This is a genomic window from Rhodococcus sp. T9N, assembly GCF_024436645.1.
GTDB lineage: Bacteria > Actinomycetota > Actinomycetes > Mycobacteriales > Mycobacteriaceae > Rhodococcus_F > Rhodococcus_F qingshengii.
The window spans coordinates 182,523-197,254 of record NZ_JAMSKS010000005.1; the positions used below are offsets into that span (position 1 = coordinate 182,523).

The following is a 14,732-nucleotide window of genomic DNA, read 5'->3' on the forward strand; positions in this document are numbered from 1 at the left end:
GGCCCGTTCACGCGACGCATTCCCCACTCTCCTCGAGACAGGCGCATTCCATGCACGACGCAGTCATCTGTGAACCCGTTCGCACCCCGGTGGGCGGATTCGGCGCAGTCTTCAAGGACGTTCCCGTCACCACACTCGCCGGCACTGTTGTGCGTGGCCTCGTCGAACGAACCGGCATTGCGGCCACCGATGTCGACGACGTCATCTTCGGTCAGGGGTACGCCAACGGAGAGGCCGCGGCCATCGGGCGAATCGCGGCACTCGACGCCGGTCTGGACGTGTCCGTTCCCGGAATACAACTCGATCGCCGTTGCGGTTCGGGATTGCAGGCGATCATCTACGCCGCGATGCAGGTACAGACCGGAATGAGTGATCTGGTCATCGCCGGCGGCGCCGAAAGCATGAGCGGAACCGAGTTCTACTCCACCGACATGCGTTGGGGCACAAAGCGCCCTTCCGTCGAGTTCCACGACCGATTGGCCAAACCGCGCACGAACTCCGGCGGAGTCAACTTTCCGGTGGAAGGCGGCATGATCGAGACCGCCGAGAACTTGCGCCGGGAGTACTCGATCACCCGCGACGAGCAGGACCGATACGCGGTGCGATCGCACGAACGGGCCGTTCACGCCCAGGACAGCGGGTATTTCGACGACGAGACCATTCCCGTTTCGGTGCCCGGACGCCGTGGTGAGCAGACAGTCGTCACCCAAGACGAGCATCCGCGCCGAGGGATACAACTGTCCGATCTTGCTGCACTGCGCCCCATTCGAGGTCGCGTCGACCCTGAAGCAACAGTCACCGCCGGAAACGCCTGCGGCCAGAACGACGCCGGAGCCGCGGCCATCGTCACCACTGCGGCCAACGCCGAACGGCTGGGCCTGCGGCCGTTCGCGAAACTGGTCAGCTGGGGTGTGGCCGGTGTGGAGCCGAACCGGATGGGCATCGGACCGGTGCCTGCCGTGGCGAAGGCTCTCTCCCGTGTCGATCTGTCGCTCGACGACATCGACCTCATCGAAGTCAACGAGGCCTTCGCGGCCCAGGTTCTCGCGTGCGCCAAAGCCTGGGGATTGAGCGCGCAGGACATCGAAGAACGCTTCAACGTCAACGGTTCCGGAATCTCGCTCGGACATCCTGTCGGCGCTACCGGTGGACGGATCCTCGCCAATCTGCTGCGCGAACTCGACCGGCGCCAGGCACGATACGGGATCGAAACCATGTGTATCGGTGGCGGACAAGGGATTGCCGCGGTGTTCGAGAACCTGCGACGCTAGAAGCGTTAACCGATCGATCCGTCGCGGCGAAGTTCCGCGATCCGGTCGCCCGTAAGTCCCAACTCGGCCAGCAGAGAATCCGTCTGCTGGCCGAGTGCCGGAACGTCACCCATGCGCATTTCGACATCCGAATACGTCATCGGAGGCAGCACGGCATCGATCGGACCGTTCTCGGTGCCCACGGACCGCCATCTGGCACGCTTCTCCAGCTGCGGATGTTCCAGCAGACCGGCCATGTCGTTGAGTGCCGCGGCCGGAACACCAGCGGCGGCCAGACGCTGATCCAGATCTGTCGTCGAGTACAGACGCGTCAGAGAGCCCACCAATTCGTCTACCTCGCCACGGTTTTCGACGCGCACGATGTTGGTGCGGTAACGCGGATGATCGACCAGATCCTCTCGCTCGAACACGTCCACCATCAGCGCTCGCCATCCACGGTCGTTCTGGACGCCGATCAGGATTTCGCCGTCGGCCGTGGGATACGAATCGTAGGGAACGATCGCGGCATGGCCGAGACCGACACGTGGAATCTGCTTGTCTGCATACATTTTCATGTACATCGGATGACCCAGCCACTCGACGGTGGAATCGAACATCGAGACCTCGACGAGCGCTCCCTTGCCCGTTCGCTCTCTACGGAACAGGGCGCTCAGAATCGAAGTCAGCGCGTACATTCCTGCTGCGATGTCGGAGACCGGGATGCCGGTCTTGGTGGCCGTCTCCGGTGTGCCTGTCACGGAGATCATTCCGGTCTCGGCTTGGACCAACATGTCGTAGGCCTTGCGCTCGCGCCGCGGGCCGGCACTGCCGTAGCCGGACATGTCGATCACGATGAGCCGTGGGTATTTATCGCGCAGTTCCTCCGCGCCGAACCCCAGTCTCGCGGCTGCGTCGGGAGCCAGGTTCTGCAGGAACACATCGGCTCGCGCGACCAGATCGAGAAGGATCTGCCGGCCGGCTTCCGACTTCACGTCGACGGCGATCGATTCCTTGGAACGGTTGAGCCACACGAAGTGTGATGCCTGACCGTGAACCGCCTGGTCGTAGTGACGCGCGAAGTCACCCTCGCCGACGCGTTCTATCTTGATCACCCGCGCACCCATGTCCGCGAGATGTCTGGTGGCGAGCGGTGCCGCCACCGCCTGTTCGAGTGCAACTACGGTGATTCCGTCGAGCGGAAGATCCGAGTTCGGCTGTCCCATGTCAGTAGTCACCCCAGAAGTTTTACACCCAGAATTCTCACACTCTGAATTCTTGCACTCGAACAGGACGGATCAGATGTGGCGGCCGCCGGTGATCTCGAGAACCGTTCCGGTCATGTAGCTCGAGAGGTCGCTCGCGAGGAACAGCACAACCGAAGCAACTTCCGAAGGCTCGGCTGCGCGCCCCATCGGAATCTCGGCAAGCTTCTCGTTCCAGATCCGTTCGGGCATCGCCTCGGTCATCGCCGTGCGGACCAGTCCGGGCTGAACGGCGTTGACGCGAACGTTCTTGAACGCGACCTCTTTTGCCGCGGCCTTCGTCAGACCGACGATCCCGGCCTTCGCGGCCGAGTAGTTGGTCTGCCCGAGCATGCCCACCTTGCCGGAGATCGACGAGATGTTCACGATCGCGCCCGTCTCACGCTCGCGCATGCGGGCGGCGGCAGCGCGTGTTCCGTTCCAGGCGCCCTTGAGGTGAACGGCGATCACGTCGTCGAAGTCCTGCTCGGTCATCTTCCGCATCGTGGCGTCGCGCGTCATGCCGGCGTTGTTGACCATGACATCGACTGGACCGAAAGCGCTTTCGGCCAGATCGAGCATGGCCTCGACCTGTCCGGAGTCACGCACGTCGCAGGAAGCGAAACGGGCGACCGACTCTCCACCGAGTTCGGCGACCGCAGCCGTTCCCACGGTTTCGTTGATGTCGCCGAGAACGACGGTCGCGCCTTCCTTGATGAAGGTGCGCGCAATTTCGAGCCCGATGCCCTGGGCTCCGCCGGTCACTACCGCAACCTTGCCGTCCAACAATCCCATGTCCACTCCGTTCGTGAGGTTAAAGCTCGTCTGGAAAATGTGTCAGCGCTGGTTTTGATTTTTCGCTTGCGCCACGAGCCCACCACCGAGAATCAGACGCTGGATCTCGCTGGTTCCCTCGTACAGGCGCAACAGGCGAACTTCACGGTAGATGCGTTCGACCGGAACACCGCGCATGTACCCGTTGCCCCCGTGGATCTGCACGGCGAGATCTGCGACCTTGCCCACCATCTCGGTGCAGAAAAGCTTTGCCGCCGAAGGCCCGAGACGGCGATCCTCACCGCTGACGTACCGCGCGGCCACCTCGCGCACCATCGCGCGCCCTGCCATCACACCGGCTTGCTGGTCTGCCAACATCGCTTGAACCAGCTGGAAGTCGCCGATCGCGGTGCCGCCCTGTTCCGTGACCACGGAGAACGCGACAGATTCGTCGAGCGCTCGCTGTGCTGCTCCCACCGAGAGCGCCGCGATATGGACTCGTCCGCGCGCGAGAGACGTCATCGCTGCGCGGTATCCGGTGTCCTGGTCGCCACCGACGAGGGCCGACTCGGGAACCCGGACGTTGTCGAAGGTGACCTCGGAGGTCCAAGCACCTTCTTGACCCATCTTCTTGTCCTTGGGACCGACCGTGACACCTGGCGTGTCAGCCGGAACCAGGAACACTGCAATTCCCGGACCATCGGAATCCGCCGGGCGAGTGCGCGCGAACACCACGAACAGCTGCGCCAGTGGAGCATTGGTGATGAACCGCTTGTTGCCGTCGATCACCCAGTCGGATCCATCCAGCACTGCCTTGGTCCGAAGGCCGGCCGGGTTGGAGCCCGCGCCCGGTTCGGTGAGAGCAAAGGAAGCCACGACATCACCGGAGGCGATGCGCTCGAGCCACTGAGCCTTCTGCTCGTCGGTACCGAAGCCGACCAGCACCTGTCCGGCAATTCCGTTGTTGGTACCGAACATCGAACGCAGCGCCAGAGACGTGTAGCCGAATTCCATTGCCAGTTCGACGTCTTGGGTGAGGTCGAGTCCGAGCCCACCCCATTCCTGAGGGATCGCGTAACCGAAGAGCCCGATAGCTGCGGCCTTCTTGCGTATGTCCTCAGGAATGGCGTCGGTGTCGGCTATCTCCTGCTCACGCGGAACTACTTCCTTACGGATGAACTCCCGCGCAGTCGCCAAGATATCTGCGAAGTCATCTGCGTCGACCTGCATTCCCACCACTCACCTTGCTGTTTCCGAAGTCCATGCCGTCCCCCGAAGTCAATACCGTGAGGCAATCGGAGTCAAAGACCTGAAAACGAACCGAAGGTAAGGCAGAACCTATAGCAAGCTTCAGACGGTGCGCAGTTCCCGCTTCAGTAGCTTGCCGCTCTGGTTGCGCGGAAGCTCGGCCACGAAACGGACATGCTTGGGCACCTTGAACGGAGCGATTCGCTCCTTGACGTGGGCAATCAACGCCTCGGGCGTCAACTCGTCGTTGCCGTCCTTGAGCACGACGATCGCGGTGACGGCCTCGATCCACTTCTCGTCGGGCGTACCGATCACGGCAACTTCTGCCACGGCGGGGTGCGTGTAGACCGCATCTTCGACCTCGCGTGACGCCACCAGGATGCCGCCGGTGTTGATGACGTCCTTGATCCGGTCGACGACCGTGATGAACCCTTCTTCGTCCCGCACGACCAGATCGCCCGAATGGAACCAGCCGTCACGGAAGGCCTCGGCGGTGGCTTCCGGATTCTCCCAGTAGCCGTTGCACAGCTGGGGTGAGCGGTAGAGAACCTCGCCGGACTCACCGTCGGCAACATCGTTTCCGTCGGCGTCGACGACGCGGGTTTCGACGAAGAACACCGCGCGACCACAGGAAGACGGGCGATCAGCATGCTCGCTGGGCTGGAGAACTGTTGCCAGTGGGCCGATTTCGGACTGGCCGAAGCAGTTGTAGAAACCGATGTCCGGATAGCGCTCGCGCAGACGATTGAGCACGGTGACCGGCATGATCGAGGCGCCGTACTGCGCCTTCTTCAGCGAAGACAGATCGCGGGTCTCGAGGTCCGGATGGTTGGCCAGCGGCACCCACACGGTCGGCGCCAGGAACAGCGATCCGATCTTTTCGGCTTCGACACGGCGCAGGATTTCCGGGATGTCCGGCGCCTGCATCAGACTGACCGTCGCGCCGACGGACAGGTACGGCAGCATGAAGACGTGCATGCCCGCGGAGTGGTACATCGGCATGCAGATCAGCGGGTTGTCGTTCTTGTCGAGGCCGAGCGCGATCACCGAGGACACGTACTCGTGAACCAGTGCACCGTGAGACATCATGGCGCCCTTGGGCTTCGAGGTGGTGCCCGAGGTGTACAGGAGTTGCGCCAGATCGGTCGACGTCGCACGCGGTTCGAAGACCGGCACCTCGCCCGCCTCACCGATCGTGACCACGGACAGTTCCGCGTCCCGCAGTGCGATCACGTGATCGAGATCGAGGTCGGAGCGTACCGAGTCGAGCGTCGGCGCCAATGCCGGATCCACCAACACCGCGCGGGCGCCTGACTGCGCCACGAGGTACCGGAGTTCCTCCCCCTTCAGTGCGTAATTGACCGGAACATGCACCAAACCTGCTCGTGCACAGGCAAGAAATCCGATTGCATAGGCGTCGGAGTTGGTTCCGTATGCCGCGACGCGGTCGCCGTGTTCGAGCCCCAGACCGAGCAAGTAGGCGGCGACCCGCGTCACCGCGTCGTCGAGTTCGCGGTAGGTGCGAGTGCGATCTTCGAATACGACGGCTACACGGTCGGGGTACTTGGCTGCCGAGCGCCGAAGCACTCCGTCGACAGTGTTGGTGCGTGGATCCAGGCTCATGCGCCTCAGGTTATAGGACGTCCAACTAAACCGGAAGAGTGATCGTTACTTATTGCGCCATTCGGGCTTTCGCTTGTCCACAAAGGCCTGCATACCTTCCTGAGCGTCGCAGGTCACGGCGTTGGTTGCCATAGTTTCCGCCATCGCCTCGTACGCCTGCGCTTGCGGCAGATCGATCTGGCGATAGAACGCCTGCTTACCGATCTTCACCGTCAAGGGGCTGGCCGTCGTGATCTTGGCGGCCAGTTCGCGCACCTCTCGGTCCAGGTCTTCGGGCGCGACGACGAAGTTCACCAGACCCCAGTCCGCAGCGGTGTCGGCGTCGATCGTCTGCCCGGTGAGCAACATCTGCATCGAGCGCTTGCGCCCTACTGCCCTGCTCAGCGCCACCATGGGCGTCGAGCAGAACAGTCCGATCTTGACGCCCGGCGTGCCGAAGACAGCATTCGACGCAGCAACAACCAGATCACACGACGCGGCCAGTTGGCAGCCCGCCGCGATAGCCGGGCCCTGTACTGCGGCAATCACCGGCTGCGGAATCCGCTGTACGGTCTCCATCATCTCGGTACAGCCGTCGAAGATCGCCCGCTCGTCCTCGAGGGTTCTCCCGATCATCTCCGTCAGATCGTGTCCGGCGGAGAACACCGGGCCTTCGGCGCGCACGATCACGACCCGCACGCGCTCGTCTACAGACAATTCGACAAGGGCAGCCGTCACCTCACGCATGGTCTCCGCCGAGAGCGGATTGCGCCGCGCCGGCCGATCGAGCGTCAGGAAACCGAGTCCCACCGATTCCTCGACGGAAATCTTCACTGCAGTGTCTTCTACCTGTGTCTGCGACATGTGTTCTCTCTACCAATCGAATCCGTCCCGGTCAACGAGACGAAAAGGACATCCACTCGCACCGCGTCGATACGGTCCGGTCAATACTTCGCCACTACGAGGAGTGCCCATGAGCACCGATGCCGCCGTCACCACTGATCTCGAAGAGATTCTGCGCGCTCAGCAGGAAGCAACTCGAGCCGCTGGTCTTCCGTCCGCGCAGACACGACGCGAGCGCATTCAACGCGTCGTCGATCTCCTGGTGGCAAACCACAAGGATCTGACCGAGGCGATCAACGAAGACTTCGGCGGTCGAATCCCGGCCTACTCGGTGATGAATGACGTTCTCGGGTCGATGGTTTCACTCAAGCACGTTCGTGATTCGCTCGAAGAGTGGATGATTCGCTCACCGAGAGCTACCGGAGCGATGCAGGACCAGTTGGGTGCCACGGCGTACGTGTCGTACCAGCCGAAGGGTTCGATCGGCATCATCGGAACCTGGAATGCTCCCCTTTTCACTCTCCTGAGCCCGCTCGCCTGCGCCCTCGGAGCAGGAAATCGCGCCGTTCTCAAACCGTCGGAGATCGTGCCCAATACTGCGGCCGTCCTGGCCGAGGCGGCGCGTCGAACTCTCGACCCCGTGGAGGTCGCGGTGGTGACCGGCGGCCCGGAAGTCGCTGATCGGCTGACGTCGCTGCCTTTCGACCACCTCGTCTTCACCGGCAGCACGACCGTCGGAAAGCTGGTCATGGCCAATGCTGCGAAGAACCTGGTGCCGGTCACCCTCGAACTCGGCGGCAAGTCACCGAGCGTCTTGAGCCGCAGTGCCGATATCAGCTCTGCTGCTTCGCGTTTGGCTATCGCGAAGTCCACCAACGCCGGTCAACTCTGTGTCTCTCCCGATCTGATCTACGTTCCGCGCGAGAACACGGAAGCATTCATCGACGCGTTCACCGACCAGTTCACGGGACTGTTTCCCACGATTGCCGACAACAAAGACATGGTCTCGATAGTCAGCGATCGTCACCTCGCACGCATCGAGGGGTACATCGCGGACGCCGAAGAACGTGGGGCACGAATCATCACCGTTCCCGACGAAGAACTCTCCGCAGACACTCGTCGTCGCCCACTGCGAATCGTGGTCGACCCTCCGACCGACGCGCAGATCATGAAGGAGGAGATCTTCGGGCCGGCCGTCGTCGTCTTGCCGTACGACCAACTCGACAACGTCGTCGCCGACATCAATTCACGACCGAAACCGTTGGCGCTGTACTACTTCGGAACCGATCTGGACGAGAAGGAATCCGTACTCGAACGGACCGTCTCGGGCGGCGTCACCATCAACGACGCGATGTCTCACCCCGGGCTGAGCGACGCACCCTTCGGCGGCGTCGGAGCTTCGGGCATCGGGCACTACCACGGCCGTGAGGGTTTCCTCGAGTTCAGTCACGCGCGAACGGTATTCGAAGCAGCGCAGCATGACCCACGCGGTGAATGGGGAATGCTCCCGCCGTACGGTGAGGGTTTCGAGCAGATGATGTTGGCTCAGGTAACGCCCTAGGGCCTCCGGCCCCGTGCGCCTTTTTGGTAGTGCACGCTACCGGAAAGGCGCACCGGCAAGGCCGCGGCTGAGGAACTCCACCAGCTGACCCGGTTCGGTATCCACCGACTCGATCAGTTGGATCAACTCCTTCTTGTCTTCTACCGCAAGCGGTTCGATGCCACCGAACGTGCGCATCGTGGACCCGGCCGGAAGAACACGAGCACACACGAGTGTGCCTGGCTCGAGGTTCAGCGAGCCCCACTCGTCCGTGACCTTCACCAGATGCCCGTTGCGGACGTCGCTGAGGGTCACCAACTGTCCCGGCTCCGTCGAGGCGACCTTGTACACCGAGCGCGGAATCGACAACCACTGATCGGCCAGTTCGCGTTCGTCGGCAGGCAGCAGTTCTCCGCGGCGCTCGACAAAAGCTGCGAAAATACCCGCATCGAACAAGGCAGCGTCGACGGCCAAACCACCTTCGACGGCCAGCGTCAGTGCTTCTTCGCTGTTGAACTGCTCGGCACGGATGAGCGCAAGATCGAACACGGCGTCGAAGTACTCCGGTGTGCGCGAGAACAACTGAGCCTTGACGTAGAGCCAGCTGGCCCGGTCGTCGAACGTCACCTCGGACTTACCGAGATGGCAAACCTTGAACTTTCGACCGGAACCGCACCAGCACTTGTCATTTCGTCCGAGTTCGGGGTGCTCGGCCGGGGCGTAGCGCTGAAGAACCTCGTGCAGAACCTCGGACTCGCCACCCTCGATTCGGCCCAGCAAAGCCAGCGCGCGCGTCACATCGCTTCGATCGGCGGCCAGTAGCGCCAGATCGAAGATCGCGGGAGTCCAGTCGGGATCGAGATCGTGCGCTGATTCGTACGACGCCTCAGCGGCCAGGATCTTGCCGAGACGATCCGAAGCCTTGCCCGCCAGCCAGTGCGCTGCCGGCTTGACACGACGCGACCCTTTTTCGGCGAGAGCAGTTGCAACAGAATGCAATACGGAATCATGATCGTCGAGTTCGGACAACAGCTCCAACGCTGCCGCAGCCGCGGGCGGCTCGGCGAGGCCTGCGAAGGCCTGCGGATCCTCCTTGATCTGCTTGCGCGCCCAGTCCGAGACATCGTCGACGCCTTCGGCTTTCGCGGCCATGACCACATCGACGAAGGCGATCACCGACGCGGCTTCTTCGGGGTGCAGATTCTCGCGGACCTCGAGCATGCGGGCCCGGTTCGCCAGGTGGTATGCCTCGAAATCGAATCCGTCGACCGCAACGTAGTCACCGTCGCGGACGTAACCTGACGCCTCGAGCATCTCGCCCAGCGGGGCGGTCGGCTGACGGAACAGCGACGGCTCGTCGAGCATCAACTGCCAGACAATGGCATCGAGGGTGTCAGCACCGATGTCGGCAAGGACCGTCGCCAGGTGCTCGCCGAATCCGGGTGCGGGATCCAGTACCTCGGGGATGGTGCAGAGCGTCAGCTCACGGTCAGCGACGAACAATCCGATCAAGTCACCTGCCGAGCACTCGGCAAGGGTGTCGGTGTCGAGTAGAAAGCCTTCGTCGTGTGGGAACTCCGGATCTTCGATCCCACGATCAGCCAACAGGTCGTCGTCTATCCCGCGGTGCACGACGCTGATGCCATGAATCTCGTCGTCGTCACGATCGAGGAACACCCGCAGCATCATCAGATCGGGGTTCGCGTCGAGAACGCCGGACTTTATTTCGGCTTCGGTGAGCCGATGGGTCAGCACTCGATGCTCGAACAACGTGTCGAGTGCGGCGTACCGCTCCTCACTCAAGTAGCCGAGCAGTGGGTCCTCGACGTACTCTACGAATTCGGCCATGTCGTCGGCTGTACCGTGGCCGGCATCGGCCAACAGGGTGCCCCAGTCCGCCGCTGTCTGCGGGCCGTGCTCACGCAACAACTCCATCGCGGCTTCGGCGATCAAGTCATTGGCATCCATCGGTTCGTTCACCTATCCAACTTTAACGGGGTCGACTCGATACATCGTCACCGGTCATCGGTCGAGTGATCGGCGCCTCCACGCAACTCGCGCACCAGTTCTTCGGCCTCGAGATCTTCGGAAGCGAGAACTTCGAGTACCCTCGCAGCCTGCGATTCCGTTGCCATGACCACAACACCCACCGCAAACGCGCCAGTGGGGGCCGTCAGGACCCGAGCACTGATCACATCACCTGGCTTGCCTTCGACCGAGTGAGCAACCGTGACGGTCTCCTTGGACCCACGATCGAGCAGCACGACGCCGGTGTCGGACGTTTCGATCACCTCGTACACCGACCTCCGGATTCCGAGCCACTGTGCGGCTGTCACAACTTCCGCCTCCGGAAGTAGTTCGCTGCGTCTGGCCAAGAATTCGGCAAAGATTCCACCCTCGAACAGAGCGACGTCCAGTGCCGATCCGTCGAAGATCGTGGCCGCGATCAGTTCGTCCTCGGAGAGATTTTCGTTTTCGAGATCGTCGAGCCCGGTCACGATGTCGACGAATTCGGAGGCAAACGCAAACAGGCATGCCTTCTTGTACAGCCACCGACCGTCCGCCTTGACGGATTCATCGGCCTTTCCGAGGTGGCAGACCTTGTATTTGCGGCCGGAACCGCACCAACACTTGTCGTTTCGCCCGAGTTCCGGGTGATCGGCTGGGACGAAGTCCTGCAGTACGGCGTAGAGATTCTCTTCGGTTCCGCCGTCGATCCGCCCGAGCAGTGACAGCGCCCGGGTCGCATCGCCGCGGTCCGACGCGAACTGAGCCAGCTCGAACAAGGCCGGACCCCAACCGGATTCGGCAAGGAGCGCTTTCTCGTAGTGCGCCTCCGCTTCGAGGACGCGCCCCAGCCGATCGACAGCCTTACCGGCGAGCCAATGAGCCGCCGCCCGCACCGACCGTGGCCCTCGCTCGGCCAGTTCGGAGGCAAGCGATTCGAGGATTGCGTCGGTCACCGGGTCCTGATTCCGAAATCCGAGATCGAACACGGCCACTGCAGCACCCGGATCTGCCAGTGAGACAAAAGAGTCCGGAGCAGCGCTCACATGACGGTGGGCCCAGTCCGCGATATCGAAGTCGGCGATGACCGCGTCGGTGTATCCGCGGTCCGCCAGATCGACAAACGCAACGGCAGAGACTGCCTCGTCGTGGGTCAGGTCGTAGGTACTGGCCACCAAGGCTGTCCGAATCTGCAGGTCGTAGGCGTCGAAGTCGAATCCCCGCCGAGCCAGTAGCTCACGCTCGTGCTCGTAACCTGCCACCTCGAAGATCTCACCCAGCGGCGCAACAGGAACCGTGAAGAGTGACGGATCCTCGATCAGGAGTTGCCAGCACACAGAATCCAGGGCCTCGACTCCGTCCTCCTCGAAGAGTTCGCCGAGCGCCGGAGCAAGATCGGGTTCGTCCTCGATCTCGACCAGACGAAACGCAAGTGTTCCGTCTTCGACAGCCAAGCCGACGAGATCACCGTCGGCGCACTCGCCGAGGGTTCCGGCCGGAAGTACCACAACTCGTCGACTCCGGAAGGGAGCAGCTCCGCGTTCGGAGGCTGCTTCTTCCGCCAGGGCCACCCGGATCGCCCCGTCGTCGTCGCCGAATGCCAAGATCGGTTCCAGGTCGGGGCTCGCGTCAAGGATGTCCGACGCAATTTCGACTTCGCTGAGCCGGTGAGTGAACACGAGCCCTTCGAGGACCGTGTCGAGAGCGACGTACTTTCCGTTGGGCAGGTACCCGAGCATCGGTTCGGACAGGTACTCGAGTACATCGGCCAACTCGGTCGCAGTTCCGTACTCCTCGAGATGGGTCGCCCACTCTTCGAGACTCAGCGGGCCTTGCTCGCGCAGAACAGCCAAAGCAGCGGAGGCAATGGAACCGGCAGCGTCGTCGTCGAAATCAGTCACCCGCCAATGGTAGGCGACCTATTGCAGCCCACTGAGCCCCTCGCCCAGCACGGTCGCACCGAGGATCATCAGGATGACCGTCATCATCACCGCGTTGTTGGCGGTCATCCATGCCTTCGCGGACGCGAGGATCTCGTCGGCACGCTTGCCGGAGAACACCTTCACCAGGATCGGCGACGCGATGCCGACGCTCGCGATGACCGTGAAGATCACCGCGGCAACAATCTGTTGGACAACGACATTCGTGGCGACCGCGATAGTGGCCGCACCGGATACCGCCAGCGCTGCATTCTTGGGATTGACCGCCGCGGACAAGAACGCCAACCCGAACGCCTTCCGCGGAGTCAACCCGTCGACGCTCTTCATCCACTTCGGAACTGTCGGCTCACTCCCGTTTCGCGGACGCGCGCGCCACTGCTTGTATGCCAAGCCGAACAGGACAAGACCCAACACGATTCGTACGACGCTCGACCACACGGAAGTCTGCGACGACTGCGACTCCGCAAACGAATAGTCCGCGATCACGATGGTCACCGCGACGACTGCCGAGATTCCGAGGACCCACCCGAGTAGAAAAGATGCCGCCCCTCGATGTGCTCCAGCGGTGATCATGACGAGCACGATCACCGCCATGGGCATCGAGACGAAAAGCAGGCCGAGGGCAATCGGAAGAGACAATCCGATCGCAGCTAGCACCGAAAACCTCCAGTTGAATGCACGATCGACGATCGATTCGAGCGTCGAAATCACGACGTCGGAGGCAGCATGACCTCGATGAGATGCGGGCCGGGTTCCGCCAGCGCTGCGGCAAACTGTTCGGCCAACTCCTCCGCTGTGTTCGCCCGCGACGCGGGCACTCCCAACCCCTCGGAGATCTTGACGTAGTCCATGTTCGGAGATGACAGATCCAACATCGACTGTGCGACGACGCCGCCACCTTCTGCGCCGACTCGTTGCAGTTCGCCACGCAGGATGGCGTATGCGCGATTGTTGAGCAGAATCGTCGTGACGTTCAACTGCTCTCGCGCCTGCGTCCACAACGCCGTGATGGTGTACATCGCGCTTCCGTCGGCTTCGAGATTGATCACCGGTCGCTCCGGCGCTGCCACAGCGGCGCCCGTCGCCACCGGGATGCCCTGGCCGATGGCACCTCCGGTGAGCGTGAGCACGTCGTGGCGCGGCGCTCCGGCAAGGGCAATCGGGATCGCCCAACCGGAAGTCGCCGCCTCGTCGGAGATGATGGCGTCGCCTGGCAGCAGGGCGCCGATCACGTCGGCCCAATTTCGAACGTCCAGAGGCCCGCTCGGCAGCGCCGGCCGATTCGCTTCCTGCAAAACAGGTTCGACTCCCGGTGCCACGAGTTCGGCCACTGCCTCCAGTGCACCGGCAACATCGTCGCCGACGCTTGCCAGCGTTGTCACCGCAGCACCCTCCGGTGCCAGATCGCTCGGTTTTCCGGGATACGCAAAGAACGAGACCGGCGAAACCGCTCCGGCCAGAACCAGCTGAGTTGTTCCGCGAAGTTGTTCGGTGGCGTGCTCGGCGAAGTATCCCAAACGCTCGAATGACGGTAGCCCCGCACCTCGTTGAAGCCTGGCTGGAAAAGTCTCGATCAGAATCTGGGCACCGGTCGCGACCGCAATTCGGGAAGCGGCGCGCAGCCCAGCTTCGGAACAGGCTGCGCCGCCCAGCAGTAGCGTGGCGCGACCCTCGGCATTGAGCGCGCCCACCACCGAGTCGATCTGTGTTGCAGAAACTTCCGCCCGCGGCGGTATGTCCCGAGGACCCGCAAGAACTCCACCTTCGCCCCACGAGACGTCGGCAGGGAGGACAAGTGTGGCAATGTGCCCGGGCGGATTCATCGAGGCGGCAACGGCGTCGGCCGCGTCGCTACCGACGGTCGCGGTGGATTCGGAACGTCGACTCCACCCCTCCAACCATTCGGTCAGCGCATCGATGTTCGATTCGAGAGGAGCGTCGAAACCGTGGTGGTAGGTCGCGTGGTCCCCGACGATGTTCACGATCGGTGTGTGGGCGCGGCGCGCGTTGTGAAGGTTCGCCAGTCCGTTCGCCATACCGGGGCCCAGATGGAGCAGCGTCGCGGCAGGCTTTCCGGCGATCCGTGCGTAGCCGTCCGCGGCACCGGTCACGGCGCCCTCGAACAAGCCGAGTACCGCCCGCATCTGCGGAACGGAATCGAGTGCGGCGACAAAATGCATCTCGGACGTTCCTGGATTGCCGAAGCACACCTCGACGCCCGAGTCGACCAGGCTTTGGATGAGCGACTGTGCACCGTTCATTTCGATCACCTCTTCTTCATGAAAAG

At 62.6% G+C, this 14,732-nt stretch carries 11 protein-coding genes; 2 read left to right on the top strand and 9 right to left on the bottom strand.

What is annotated here, in order from left to right:
- Positions 1-50 precede the first annotated feature (50 nt).
- Positions 51-1,271 carry an acetyl-CoA C-acetyltransferase gene (locus M1L53_RS11300; RefSeq protein ID WP_054188396.1) on the top strand — a complete coding sequence of 407 codons (1,221 nt, stop codon included), beginning with the start codon at positions 51-53 and terminating at the stop codon, positions 1,269-1,271.
- A gap of 5 nt (positions 1,272-1,276) precedes the next feature.
- Here M1L53_RS11300 and M1L53_RS11305 read toward each other — a convergent pair whose 3' ends face one another.
- The 5 genes from M1L53_RS11305 to M1L53_RS11325 form a co-directional block, all read right to left on the bottom strand.
- On the bottom strand, positions 1,277-2,473 hold the full coding sequence (locus M1L53_RS11305; RefSeq protein WP_007729534.1) for a CaiB/BaiF CoA-transferase family protein: 1,197 nt from the start codon (positions 2,471-2,473) through the stop codon (positions 1,277-1,279).
- A gap of 72 nt (positions 2,474-2,545) precedes the next feature.
- Positions 2,546-3,286 carry a 3-oxoacyl-ACP reductase FabG gene (gene fabG / locus M1L53_RS11310; protein WP_003940214.1) on the bottom strand — a complete coding sequence of 247 codons (741 nt, stop codon included), beginning with the start codon at positions 3,284-3,286 and terminating at the stop codon, positions 2,546-2,548.
- 42 nt (positions 3,287-3,328) lie between these two features.
- Positions 3,329-4,495, bottom strand: a complete 1,167-nt coding sequence (locus tag M1L53_RS11315; RefSeq protein ID WP_054188478.1) for an acyl-CoA dehydrogenase family protein — start codon at positions 4,493-4,495, stop codon at positions 3,329-3,331.
- Positions 4,496-4,615: 120 nt separating this feature from the next.
- A complete protein-coding gene (locus M1L53_RS11320) occupies positions 4,616-6,136 on the bottom strand; it encodes an acyl-CoA synthetase (protein WP_003940405.1) in 1,521 nt (506 codons plus the stop codon).
- A gap of 45 nt (positions 6,137-6,181) precedes the next feature.
- The gene (locus M1L53_RS11325) at positions 6,182-6,979 is read right to left on the bottom strand and encodes an enoyl-CoA hydratase (RefSeq protein WP_003939812.1); all 798 of its coding nucleotides are present in this window, start codon (positions 6,977-6,979) and stop codon (positions 6,182-6,184) included.
- 109 nt (positions 6,980-7,088) lie between these two features.
- On the opposite strand from M1L53_RS11325, the gene M1L53_RS11330 reads away from it, so the two are divergent.
- Positions 7,089-8,519: a coniferyl aldehyde dehydrogenase gene (locus tag M1L53_RS11330; protein WP_003940108.1), complete on the top strand. Its 1,431-nt coding sequence runs from the start codon at positions 7,089-7,091 to the stop codon at positions 8,517-8,519.
- A 36-nt stretch (positions 8,520-8,555) separates the two neighbouring features.
- On the opposite strand, the gene M1L53_RS11335 is transcribed toward M1L53_RS11330, so the two are convergent.
- Genes M1L53_RS11335 through M1L53_RS11350 form a run of 4 tightly spaced genes read right to left on the bottom strand, consistent with a single transcriptional unit; the run spans position 8,556 to position 14,706 of the window.
- Positions 8,556-10,478 carry an SEC-C domain-containing protein gene (locus tag M1L53_RS11335; protein WP_232319088.1) on the bottom strand — a complete coding sequence of 641 codons (1,923 nt, stop codon included), beginning with the start codon at positions 10,476-10,478 and terminating at the stop codon, positions 8,556-8,558.
- Positions 10,479-10,513: 35 nt separating this feature from the next.
- On the bottom strand, positions 10,514-12,406 hold the full coding sequence (locus tag M1L53_RS11340; RefSeq protein WP_054188397.1) for an SEC-C domain-containing protein: 1,893 nt from the start codon (positions 12,404-12,406) through the stop codon (positions 10,514-10,516).
- A gap of 18 nt (positions 12,407-12,424) precedes the next feature.
- Positions 12,425-13,102 carry a GAP family protein gene (locus M1L53_RS11345; RefSeq protein WP_054188480.1) on the bottom strand — a complete coding sequence of 226 codons (678 nt, stop codon included), beginning with the start codon at positions 13,100-13,102 and terminating at the stop codon, positions 12,425-12,427.
- 50 nt (positions 13,103-13,152) lie between these two features.
- Complete coding sequence (locus M1L53_RS11350; RefSeq protein ID WP_054188481.1) at positions 13,153-14,706, bottom strand: acetolactate synthase large subunit; 1,554 nt, start codon at positions 14,704-14,706, stop codon at positions 13,153-13,155.
- Positions 14,707-14,732 lie beyond the last annotated feature (26 nt).